We start from the raw sequence: 10,682 nt of genomic DNA on the forward strand, positions 1-10,682 counted from the left end.
CCGCTACGCCAAGATCGTGATGGCGCTCGGCCTCGCGGTGTTCTGCTTGCTCGTGGCCTTCGACAACATCACCGACTACGGCACGAACTTCCTCTTCGTGAAGCACGTGCTGAGCATGGATACGACCTATCCCGGCAACGCGCTGATGTACCGGTCCATCACGAGCCCCGCGCTCTGGACCCTTTGCTATTGGCTGATCATTGCGGGCGAGGCGATCGCGGGCATCCTCCTCCTGGCGGGGACGATCCGGCTCTGGCAAGTCCGGCTTGCCCCGGGCGCGGTGTTCAACGCGGCCAAGGGTCTGGTGGTGGCCGGCGTGCTCGCCGCGTTTCTCGTCTGGTTCGTCGGCTTCATGGTGGTTGCCGGGGAATGGTTCGCCATGTGGCAGTCGGCGACCTGGAACGGCCAGGAGCCGGCCTTCCGTTTCTATGTGACCGCGCTTGCCGTGCTTATCTTCGTCAATCAGCCCGACGGCGATCTGGCCGCGCCCGCCGAGCCGGCCCAACCGTCCGCGGACACACCCGCGGCCAAAGCGAAAGCCGCCCCGGCCAAGAAGGCAGTCAAAAAAGCGCCCCCTGCGAAGAAGCGCGCTCCGGCCCGGCGCCGCAGCGACAAGGGCCGCCGCAGCACCGACACCGCGTAAGGGAGAGGCCGCATGGACCGCAGCGAGATGGAAGCCTTCATCGAAAAATTCTATGCCGCCCGCGTCGAGGGCGACATTGAGGCGCTCGGGGAAAGCTTCGCCGGCAATGCCAGGTTCCAGATCGCGGGCTCGCCCGAGTTCAGCATGCTGGCGGCGCTTGCAGAAGGCCACGAGGCGGTCATGGGCCTGATGCGGACCATCGCCGATACGATCGCCTTTGAGGATTTCGCCATCCTCGACCGCGTGATCGACGGCAGCAAGGCCGCCATACGCTGGCGGGCGACCGTCCATCTCGTGACCTCCGGCCAGTCCTACACCACCGAGCTTGCGGATTTTCTGGAGCTCGAGGGCGGCAAGCTGGTCTCCTGCACCGAGTTCCTGGATACGGCGCTCGCCGGCTAAGCCCTTGCGAAAATTGGCGAGGCAAAGGTCTTATTGTGACCGGGGAACCGCCGGGTGTAGGCTGCCGTTTGAGGGAAGGCCGCTGGCGTGAGGCGTTGGCGGGGGGATCTCACGCTTTGCGATGCCGATCAGTCGCGAAGGAGGTTCCATCATGGCCATTGCCCCCACGGTTGCGAAATATCTCGCCGCCAAGAACGTGAAATACGACGTCCTCCAACACGAGCGCACGCCATCGTCCGGGAGGGCCGCCGCCGCGAGCCATATCCCGGGGGATCGCCTGGCCAAGGCGGTCTTGCTCCGCGACGCCCATGGCTATGCGCTCGCGCTGCTGCCCGCTTCCCATCACATCCGCCTCTCCGAGCTCAAACGCCAATTCGGCGACGACGTGGAATTCGCCAGCGAGCAGGAGATCGTCGAGCTCTTTGACGATTGCGTCGACGGCGCGGTGCCCGCTGTCGGGGAGTGCTATGGGCTGGACGTGGTGGTCGATGAGGACATCAATTCGAAGCCGGAAATTTATTTCGAGGCCGGCGACCACGCGACGCTCGTGCATATGAGCCGCGCCGACTTCACCGCCTTGACCCCGACGGCCCAGCTCGGCCATTTCAGCCGGCCCCATTAGGCTCCCCGGGCCAGTCATTTCCGCGTGAATTGTGCCATTTCAGGGCCTGATTTCGGTGGTCTCCTGGAAGTGGACAGCGCATAATCGCCGTGCCGAGCGACGGGGAGGGCTTAAGCTCTCAAAAAGGGGCTTGGGCCTTCTAAAAGGGGCCAGAGGGAGCAGAACGATGAGACGAATCGCCTTGGCGCTGATTCTGGCGGCCTCGGTCGGCACTCCGGGTTTCGCGGCCGAGCCTGACGGACCGGCCGAGCTGATCACCAAGACCGAAGCGGTCAGGATCGCCATCCAGGACCAGCTTGGCGTCAAGTCCATGAGCGACGTGGCCGAGCAGATCGCCTTGGCCGAATACTACTCCGTGCCGGATCGGCGGCTCCTCTGGGTCGACGACAGCGGCCTCACCGACCGCGGCAAGGCGGTCATGGGCGAGATCGCCAAGGCCGACGACTACGGCCTGCGCGCCGCCGATTACAAGCTTCCACAGATCGCGAGTTTCGACCCGGCCGCGCCGGATGCCGTCGAGCAACTGGCCGACGCCGAACTCAAGATCAGCTCCGCCGTGGTGGAGTATGCCCGCGACGCCCGGGGCGGACGCATCAATCCCCAGAGCCTGAGCAAGAACCTCGATCCTAAGCTCTATCTGCCCGAGCCCGCGGAAGTCATCGGCTTCATCGCCATCCGCTCGGACCCGGCGGCTTATCTGCGCAGCTTCCAGCCGAGCCATCCGCAGTTCGAGGCGCTGCGCAAGGCTCTGCTCGCCGAGCGCGGCGGCCAGGTCGAGCAGACCTCGGGCCCCATGGATATCGTCATTCCTGCCGGCCCACTCCTCAAGGCTGGCGTCGAGCATGGCCAGGTGGCTTTGCTGCGGAAGCGTCTCGAGGTCCCGGTCAAGGCGGGGGGCAACGAGTACCTCTATGACCAGGAGCTGATCGAGGCGGTCCGCGAGTTCCAGAAATCCAAGGGCGGCCATCCGGACGGCATCGTCGGGTCCGGTACGCGGCAGATGCTGAACGGCCAGTCGGCTCCCCAGGTCAGCGGCCAGGACAAGATCAATCTGCTGCTGGCCAACATGGAGCGCTGGCGCTGGCTGCCGCAGGATCTCGGCGCCTTCTACGTCAACGTCAACATTCCCGAGTTCCAGCTTCGCGTCGTCGGGGATGACGCGGTCGTTTGGGAAACCCGCGTGGTTGTGGGCAAGACCGACAAGCAGACCCCCGTCTTTAACGACGAGATGGAGGAGATCGTCTTCCGGCCGAACTGGTACGTGCCGACCTCCATCAAGTCCGAGGAGATCGCGCCCTATCTCTATAGGGGCGGCGGCTTCTTCGGCGGCGGATGGGACACGTCTATCTTGAAGCGCCAAGGCTTGCGCATTCGTGGCGCCAACGGCCGCGACATCGATCCCGATACGATCGATTGGAGCCGGTCCGACATCCGCCGATACGAGGTCTACCAGCCGCCGGGAGCGGGCAACGTGCTCGGTCTCGTCAAGTTCCGCTTCCCGAACACGCACGATGTCTATCTGCACGACACCACGCAGAAGCATCTGTTTGCCAACGCGGTGCGCGCCAACAGCCATGGCTGCATGCGCGTGCAGAACCCCGACCAGTTCGCGACCGTGCTCCTTGGGCATGATCAGGCTGGGACGCTTCGCGGGTGAACGCCGCCATGCACGGGAATATCGACGCGAACAAGATCCTGCTGAAGCAGCACATTCCGGTCTACCTGACCTATTTCACGGCCAAGGTGGAAGAGGACGGCAAGCTCACCCAGTACCGCGACCTCTACGGTCACGACCGCCGGATGATCGCGGCGCTGAGCGGCGATGCCGTGCCTTACGGGCTGCCTGGCAGCGAGGAAGTTGCCCAAACAACGCAGCGGCCGGTCGTCCGGCAGCGCAGGGGAGGGAACGGCGACTTCGAAGCCATCACTCGGGCCCTGTTCGACTTCTAGCCGGTCTCATTCCGCTCATTTCGACAGCGGCATGAGCAGCGCAATGGCGAGGCAGGTGGCGATGCCCACGATGATATTCATGGGCACGCCGATCCGCAGAAAATCTGCGAACCTGTAGTTTCCCGAGGCATAGACCATGGTGTTGGTCTGATAGCCGATCGGCGTGGCGAAGCTCGCGCTCGCCCCATCATGATGGCGACAAGGAACGGCCGCGAGTCGAGCCCGAGGCCCTCCGCAAGGCCGATGGCGATAGGTGTGAGCACGACGGCCACGGCGTTGTTGGTGATAAGCTCGGTCAGGGCTACGGCGAGAAAATAGACGACGGCGAGCATCACGAACCCGGAGCTTTGGCCGAGCATCGGCTCGATCGCGGCCACGATCTCGCGCACGGCGCCGGTCTTCTCCAGCCCCACGCCGATGGCGAGCATGGCGAAAATCAGCACCAGGATCCCGCCATTTACAGATTCCCACGCTTCTTCGGCATCGATGCAGCGAAGGAGCAGGATAAGGGCAACCCCGAGCACGGCCAGTCCTTCGATCGGCATGACGTTCAGGGCCGCCAGGAGAACGACGCCGGCGATTGCGGCGATCGCCACCGGGGCCTTCTTGCGCCTGAAGCTGCGGGAGCGCGGCTGGGTCATGTTGATGAAGTCCGCTTCCTCCGCTGCGGCCGCCAAGCCCTCTGGGGTACCTTCGAGGAGCAGGCGGTCGGCGGCTCGGAGCTGAACCGAATCGAGGTCCACGCCGGGGAGGTAGCGATGGCGGCTGATGCCCAATAGGCGAACGCCAAATCGCCCAAGGCGCATATCGCTCACCGATCGCAAATTGCCCCTGCCAGGGGCCAGCACCGCCTCCACGATGATGTGATCCTTGCCGCTTTCGCCGCCGCCCACGCCCAGGATATCGAGCCGCGCTCCCCATGCAGCGTGAGAACCTCGGGCATGGTCGCCTTGATCGCGATCCGGTCACCGGGCTGCAGGATCTGATCGCCGAGCACGCCGCGGATCGTCGACCCGTCCCGATAGAGACCGACAAGCTTGATGCCTCCGTGGTTCAATTCCTTCACGGAACCGAGCTTCTTGCCTGTGAAGCGGGATTCGTCCGAGACCATGAGCTCGGTCAGGAAGAACACCTTGCCTTCTTCGTCCATGAGGTCCGCGGCGCTCATCCGCGCCGGCAGCAGGTACCGGGCGAGCAGGAGCATGGTCGCGGTTCCGACCACGGCCGCCACAAGCCCGACCGGCGTGATCTCGAAGATCGAGAAAGCGGGCAGCCCGTGCTCGCGCGCGACGCCGTCCACCAGCAGGTTGGTCGAGGTCCCGATCAACGTGCACGTGCCGCCGAGGATCGCGGCGTAGGAGAGGGGGATCAGCAATTGTGTCGGCGCCATGCCGACCGTGCGCGCGAGCCTCACGGCAATCGGAATAAGCACCACGACCACCGGGGTGTTGTTCATGAAGGCGGAGGCGGCGATCACGCCGGCGAAAAACGCCAGGAGCACTGTCTTGGGGCGTTCGGCCGCTTGAGACGTTATCCAGGACGCAGCGGCCTCCAGGGTTCCGGTTCTCACCAGCGCGCCGGACAGAATGAACATGGCGGCGATCGTGATTGGAGCGCTGTTCGAGAACACGCTCATGACGTCCTTGGTGTCGATCAAGCCAAGAACGAGAAAGGCCGCCGCTCCGGCGGTGGCCACGACTGCCGGAGGAAAGCGCTCCAGGAGAAACGCGGCAAACGTCGCGGCGAGGAGGATGATGGCGATCCCAGCCTGGTGCTGCGCGATGAACTCTGTCACGTTGGTGGAACCGCTCTGTTGACCGTTCGGGAGCGGACTTTGATCGCAGTAATCCCCTCCCGTCCATCCGAACGTTCGACCGCCGCATTCCGTTTCGACGGCGTCCCGCGCGCAGTTTCCTCCAAGAAACGGGAGCTTAGCGCGCGCCCCGTTCTGCTCCTCCGCGTCGGAGTGAGGCGAAATTGCCTAATTTAGACCCGCTCCGAAACCTGCCGCACAATGCGCTCACCGCGTCGCGGTAAGGATGAGGCACGCCACATACGACAAGGACACCCGGAGATCCCTTGCTCTTGGGGCCTGTTCCCACTATTTTCCGGACATCGCGAGGCGAGGCCTCGTGCGACAGGGTGACCGATGCAGCGCTTGATGACACAGACCGGCATGACCACGGACGGCTCTCCGTCCTGTGCGGTTCTGCGCGCGCGCACCCTGAAGCTCCTCCTTATCTGCCCCTGAGCTCCGGCGGTCTTGGCTAAAGCCGAGGCGGGCGTTCAGGGGATGGCAAGACAAACCCACCAAGATTCAAGCGCCTCGCCAGTCGTGTTAGACTCAAGGCCAAAGGCTTAAGGACGAGCATTATGGATTCCGAGACCAAGACCCCCGAGGGGCAGCCGCGCGCCGAGCAGGACCGCGTGGTCATTTTCGACACCACCTTGCGCGACGGGGAGCAATGCCCGGGCGCCACCATGACCTTCGACGAGAAGCTGGAGGTCGCCGAGCTCCTCGACGAGATGGGCGTCGACGTCATCGAGGCCGGCTTCCCCATCGCTTCCCAAGGCGATTTCGAGAGCGTGCAGGAGATCGCCCGCCGCTCGCAGAACTCGGTGATCTGCGGCCTGGCCCGCGCGCAGCCGAAGGACATCGATACTTGCGCCGAGGCCATCAAGCCCGCCAAGCGCGGCCGCATCCATACCTTCATCGGTACCTCGCCGCTCCACCGCAAATATCAGATGGGCATCGACGAGGCGGAGGTGCTGGAGCGTGTGACCGCTTCGGTGACCCGCGCCCGCGGCCATACCGACGATGTGGAGTGGTCGGCCATGGATGCGACCCGCACGGAGGAGGACTTTCTCTGCCGCTGCGTGGAGGCCGCCATCAAGGCCGGTGCCACCACCGTCAATATTCCCGACACCGTGGGCTATGCCACCCACGATGAGTTCGGCGCGCTGATCCGCATGCTTCTGGAGCGGGTGCCCGGCGCAGACCAAATTGTCTTCTCCACCCACTGCCACAACGATTTGGGCCTGGCCGTAGCCAATTCCCTGTCCGGCGTGATGGCCGGCGCGCGCCAGGTGGAGTGCGCCGTCAACGGTCTTGGCGAGCGCGCCGGGAACGCCGCGCTGGAAGAGATCGTCATGGCCATCCGCACCCGCGCCGACGCCATGAATGTGTGGACGGGCATCGACACCACGATGCTGACCCGGGCTTCCAAGCTCGTGTCGCGGGTGACGGCGTTCCCCGTCCAGTACAACAAGGCGATCGTGGGCCGGAACGCCTTCGCCCATGAGAGCGGCATCCATCAGGACGGTATTCTGAAGCATGCCGGCACCTTCGAGATCATGACGCCGGAAAGCGTCGGGCTGAAGGAGTCCTCGCTGGTCATGGGCAAGCACTCCGGGCGCCATGCTTTCCGCGAGAAGCTGAAGGAGCTGGGCTATGAGCTCGGCGGCAACGCCTTCGAGGACGCCTTCGTGCGCTTCAAGGCCTTGGCCGATGCGAAGAAGCACGTCTACGACGAGGACATCGAGGCCCTGGTCGATCAGGAGATCGCCTCCGCCCACGACCGCATCAAGGTGGTGGCGCTGACCGTGATCGCCGGCACCGGCGGCCCCCAGAAGGCGACCATCACCCTCGACGTCGACGGCAACCAGCAGACCTTCGAGGCGGTGGGCGACGGCCCGGTGGACGCCACGTTCCAGGCCATTCGCTCTCTGGTGCCCCACGAGGCGCGGCTCGCGCTCTATCAGGTGAGTGCCGTGACCGAGGGGACGGACGCCCAAGCCGAGGTAATGGTGCGTCTGGAGGCCGACGGCAAGATCGCCACGGGCCGCGGCTCCGATACCGACACCATGGTCGCCTCGGCGCGCGCCTATGTCAGCGCTCTGAACAAGCTCATGGCGCGCGACGCGCGGCGGAAGCCGGAGACCATGCTCGCCTCTTGAGTAATGCTCATGTCATGGACATGTGCTTAAATGTGGCAAGGACGCGCCCGCAGGCTCGCCGATTCGGGCCTGCGGCGGCCCTCAGCCGGGCCCCGGCGTCGCGCAGGCGAAACGACTCTCTGTCGGGGTCTTAGCGGAGGCCACTAAGCCGCTCATGCGGCAAGCGGCTCGGCGCACGTCCCCCTCCGGAGGGCTGCGCGCGCCGCGCGCGCTCGATGAACGCGTCAAGTGAAGAGTTTTTTCAAATCGAACGTATCACGCATTGCTCGTGAGATCGATTTGACGCAACATAGCTTCGCGCTCGGTGAAGCCCGAACTCCTTGAACGGCCTTATTTTCTGCCGGGCGCAAGTGTCAGTAGCGTTTTGGGCTCCCGGGATGCGGTGAGCCGATGGGGCGGGTGCATGTTCTCGCGGGTCTGGGGCTCTGTCTCGGCAGACATGGCCATCGACCTCGGTACGGCAAACACGGTCGTGTATGTGCCGGGGAGAGGTATAGTTCTCGACGAACCGTCCGTGGTGGCCATTGAGCGGCGCGGCGATGACCAGAAGGTGATTGCCGCTGGCCATGAGGCCAAAACGATGCTGGGGAGAACCCCGAGCAAGATCGAAACAGTTCAGCCGCTGCGCGATGGCGTGATCGCGGATTTCAACGCGGCTGAAGAGATGATCAAGTATTTCATCCGCCGGGTGAACAAGCGGCGCCTGTTCGGCAGCCCGCGCGTGATGATTTGCGTGCCGGCCAGCGCGACGTCGGTCGAGCGGCGCGCGGTGCACGAGGCCGGACTGTCCGCGGGCGCGCGGCGGGTCTATCTGATCGAGGAGCCGGTGGCCGCGGCGATCGGCGCGGGCCTGCCCTTCAAGGAACCGCGGGGCTCCATGGTGGTCGATATCGGCGGCGGCACCACGGACATCGCCGTGATGTCCATGGGCAGCGTCATCTATTCGCGCTCCATCCGCACCGCCGGCAATTCCATGGACGAGGCGATCGTCAACTACGCGCGCTTCAAGCATCACCTACTGATCGGCGCGACCAATGCCGAAGCCATAAAGAAAGAGGCCGGTTCCGCCGTCGCCAAGGCCAATGGCACCCATGTTTCCATCACGCTCAAGGGCCGCGACATGCAGCGCGGCTTCCCTACGGAGATCACGCTCGGGCCGCACGAGATCGCCGACGCGCTGACCTTGCCGATCCAACAGATCGTTGGCGGCATCCGTCAGGCGCTTGCGGACGTGCCCCCCGAACTGACGGCCGATATTTGCGATGCCGGCATCTATCTCACGGGCGGCGGCGCGCTTCTCGAGAAACTCGACGTGAGGCTCCAGCAGGAGACCGGAGTGAAATTCAAGATCGCCGAAGATCCGCTGCGCTGCGTGGTCCGGGGAACAGGGATGGCCCTGGAAAATCTGGACGATGTCGCCGATCTATTGATCAAGCCCTAATCGGGGCGGGGAGGGGGCGCGCGTTCGAGCGGGCTCAAACGAAGAGGGGGCAGAACGCCATCTGGCGTTCTCTTTGAGTGAACGAAAATGCGCGAGCGCGCTGCACCGCTGTTTCGACGGCACCGGCCTTCCTGGACTGCTCCGGTTGAGCTCCTCAGTTTCGGACTCTACTTCCTTTGCGCTGTTCTGCTCGTCCTGAGCCGCATCGGACATGGGGCCATCAACGAGGCCCGCAACGGTTTGGTCGATCTCTCCGCGCCGATGCTCGAGCTCGCGTCCGTCCCCGCCATCGAGGCGCGCCGTGCCCTGGAACGGGGCGGAGCTTTACATGGCCGCCTTCGACGAGGTCGACCGCCTGAAGAAAGAGAACGAAGAGCTCAAGCAGTGGGAGTGGCGTACCAAGTTGCTGGAGCGGAAAGTGGCCCATCTTCGCTCGCTGTTGAACGCTGTCGAAGAGCCGGCTCTTGTCTATGCCACGGGGCGGGTCATCGCCGATGCGCGCGGCCCCTTTGTCCGTAGCGCCCTGATTAATCTCGCCGCCGGGACGGCTTGCGTATCGGCTATGCCGTGATCAACGGCGATGGCCTTGTGGGCCGCACCGTCGACGCCGGTCATTCCGTGGCCCGCGTGCTCCTTCTGAACGATCTCAATAGCCGCATTCCCGTCCTCGTCGGCCCGGCCGGCGTGCGCGGTCTGGCCTCGGGCGACAACAGCGCCGAGCTTCAGCTCGATTTTCTCCCGGAGGGGCCACGCTCTACCCGGATGATGAGGTTTACACCTCCGGCAGCGACGGTGTTCTGCCACGGGGCTTGCGGGTCGGCGTCGTTGCGGGCTCTCCCGGCGCCTACAAGGTCCGGCCCTACGCGGAGCTGAATTCGCTCGATGCCGTCAGCGTTCTGTTCTTCGACGCACCGGCCTTGACCCGCGCCGATCCACCCGAAGCGTCGGATGGCATCGGCGCCTTGTCCGCGGCGCCAGTCGCCGCGCAAAAAACGGCGACGGCAAGTGCCGGTCTGCCCATGGCCGTGGTCCCGCCGCCAACCGGGGAGCAAGCGCAAGCAGAGCGATGACCAACCTCCTCCCGGCCTTATCTGTCTTGTTTGCGGTGGTTGCCACCGCGGTCCCGTGGGGGTTGCCGGCCGATGCGACATTCATTCTGCCGCTGGTCGTGGTGATGATGGTGTTCTGCTGGCGCGCCATTCCCGGCAGCGCGCTCCATCCCGCCGGCGCCGTGGGTCTCGGGCTTCTCGCCGACCTTATGAGCGGCGGTCCGCTGGGCTATTGGGCCTTGATGTGCTTGATCGCGGCGACGGTGGGACGCCGCGCCGGCACGCTCAAGGAAAGCCAGGATGTCGGCATTCACTGGCTCATCTGGACCGTGCTGGTGAGCCTGCTCGGCGTCTTCGGTTGGCTGCTCGCTTCGCTCTATTATTTCCGCTGGATCGACTGGTGGCCCATCGCGTTTGGCGCGGTCGCCTCGATCGCCTTGTTCCCGATCGTGCTTTACGGTCTGCTGTGGGTTCGTCCACGGCCGCGTCGGTCTCGCGCGCAACACGCTCTTCCGAGGCGCCTCATGAGAAAGAAGAAGGCGCTGCACTACGGCGCGCGGAAGAAGCCGGACTATACGCGCAAGCAAAGCTATCGCTTCTCCCCGCCGTGCTCTTCTC

General features: G+C 64.7%; 11 protein-coding genes and 1 pseudogene. 10 read left to right on the forward strand and 2 right to left on the reverse strand.

Going from position 1 to position 10,682, the window contains the following annotated elements:
* From AUC71_RS16300 to AUC71_RS16320, 5 genes are all read left to right on the forward strand, one after another.
* On the forward strand, nt 1-643 hold a 643-nt coding region (locus AUC71_RS16300), incomplete at its 5' end, for a DUF2165 family protein (RefSeq protein WP_204376769.1).
* A gap of 12 nt (nt 644-655) precedes the next feature.
* Nucleotides 656-1,045 carry a nuclear transport factor 2 family protein gene (locus tag AUC71_RS16305; RefSeq protein ID WP_069625105.1) on the forward strand — a complete coding sequence of 130 codons (390 nt, stop codon included), beginning with the start codon at nt 656-658 and terminating at the stop codon, nt 1,043-1,045.
* A 151-nt stretch (nt 1,046-1,196) separates the two neighbouring features.
* On the forward strand, nt 1,197-1,667 hold the full coding sequence (locus tag AUC71_RS16310; protein ID WP_069625112.1) for an aminoacyl-tRNA deacylase: 471 nt from the start codon (nt 1,197-1,199) through the stop codon (nt 1,665-1,667).
* 166 nt (nt 1,668-1,833) lie between these two features.
* Nucleotides 1,834-3,324 carry a L,D-transpeptidase family protein gene (locus AUC71_RS16315; protein WP_083238539.1) on the forward strand — a complete coding sequence of 497 codons (1,491 nt, stop codon included), beginning with the start codon at nt 1,834-1,836 and terminating at the stop codon, nt 3,322-3,324.
* Complete coding sequence (locus tag AUC71_RS16320) at nt 3,321-3,617, forward strand: hypothetical protein (RefSeq protein ID WP_069625107.1); 297 nt, start codon at nt 3,321-3,323, stop codon at nt 3,615-3,617. Before AUC71_RS16315 ends, AUC71_RS16320 begins: the two co-directional genes overlap by 4 nt.
* Nucleotides 3,618-3,694: 77 nt before the next feature.
* On the opposite strand, the gene AUC71_RS21585 is transcribed toward AUC71_RS16320, so the two are convergent.
* Nucleotides 3,695-4,510 (reverse strand): SLC13 family permease, encoded by an 816-nt coding sequence (locus tag AUC71_RS21585; protein WP_244501016.1) that lies wholly within the window; start codon nt 4,508-4,510, stop codon nt 3,695-3,697.
* Nucleotides 4,429-5,412, reverse strand: coding sequence for an SLC13 family permease (locus AUC71_RS21590; protein WP_244501017.1), 984 nt, complete (start codon nt 5,410-5,412; stop codon nt 4,429-4,431). The genes AUC71_RS21585 and AUC71_RS21590 overlap by 82 nt, the downstream gene beginning before the upstream one ends.
* Before the next feature lie 578 nt (nt 5,413-5,990).
* Between AUC71_RS21590 and AUC71_RS16330 the strand changes: the two genes are divergently transcribed.
* From AUC71_RS16330 to AUC71_RS16350, 5 genes and pseudogenes are all read left to right on the forward strand, one after another.
* Entirely contained in the window at nt 5,991-7,574 is a 1,584-nt protein-coding gene (locus tag AUC71_RS16330) for a 2-isopropylmalate synthase (protein WP_069625108.1), read from the forward strand.
* Between the two features lie 403 nt (nt 7,575-7,977).
* On the forward strand, nt 7,978-9,015 hold the full coding sequence (gene mreB / locus AUC71_RS16335; RefSeq protein ID WP_069625109.1) for a rod shape-determining protein: 1,038 nt from the start codon (nt 7,978-7,980) through the stop codon (nt 9,013-9,015).
* A 328-nt stretch (nt 9,016-9,343) separates the two neighbouring features.
* A complete protein-coding gene (locus tag AUC71_RS16340; RefSeq protein WP_069625110.1) occupies nt 9,344-9,586 on the forward strand; it encodes an MreC domain-containing protein in 243 nt (80 codons plus the stop codon).
* Nucleotides 9,587-9,603: 17 nt separating this feature from the next.
* Nucleotides 9,604-10,085: pseudogene (locus AUC71_RS22895) on the forward strand (rod shape-determining protein MreC).
* A 35-nt stretch (nt 10,086-10,120) separates the two neighbouring features.
* Nucleotides 10,121-10,682: rod shape-determining protein MreD (locus AUC71_RS16350; protein WP_425283407.1), on the forward strand; the 562-nt coding region annotated here is incomplete at its 3' end.

Source organism: Methyloceanibacter marginalis (assembly GCF_001723295.1).
GTDB classification, from domain to species: domain Bacteria; phylum Pseudomonadota; class Alphaproteobacteria; order Rhizobiales; family Methyloligellaceae; genus Methyloceanibacter; species Methyloceanibacter marginalis.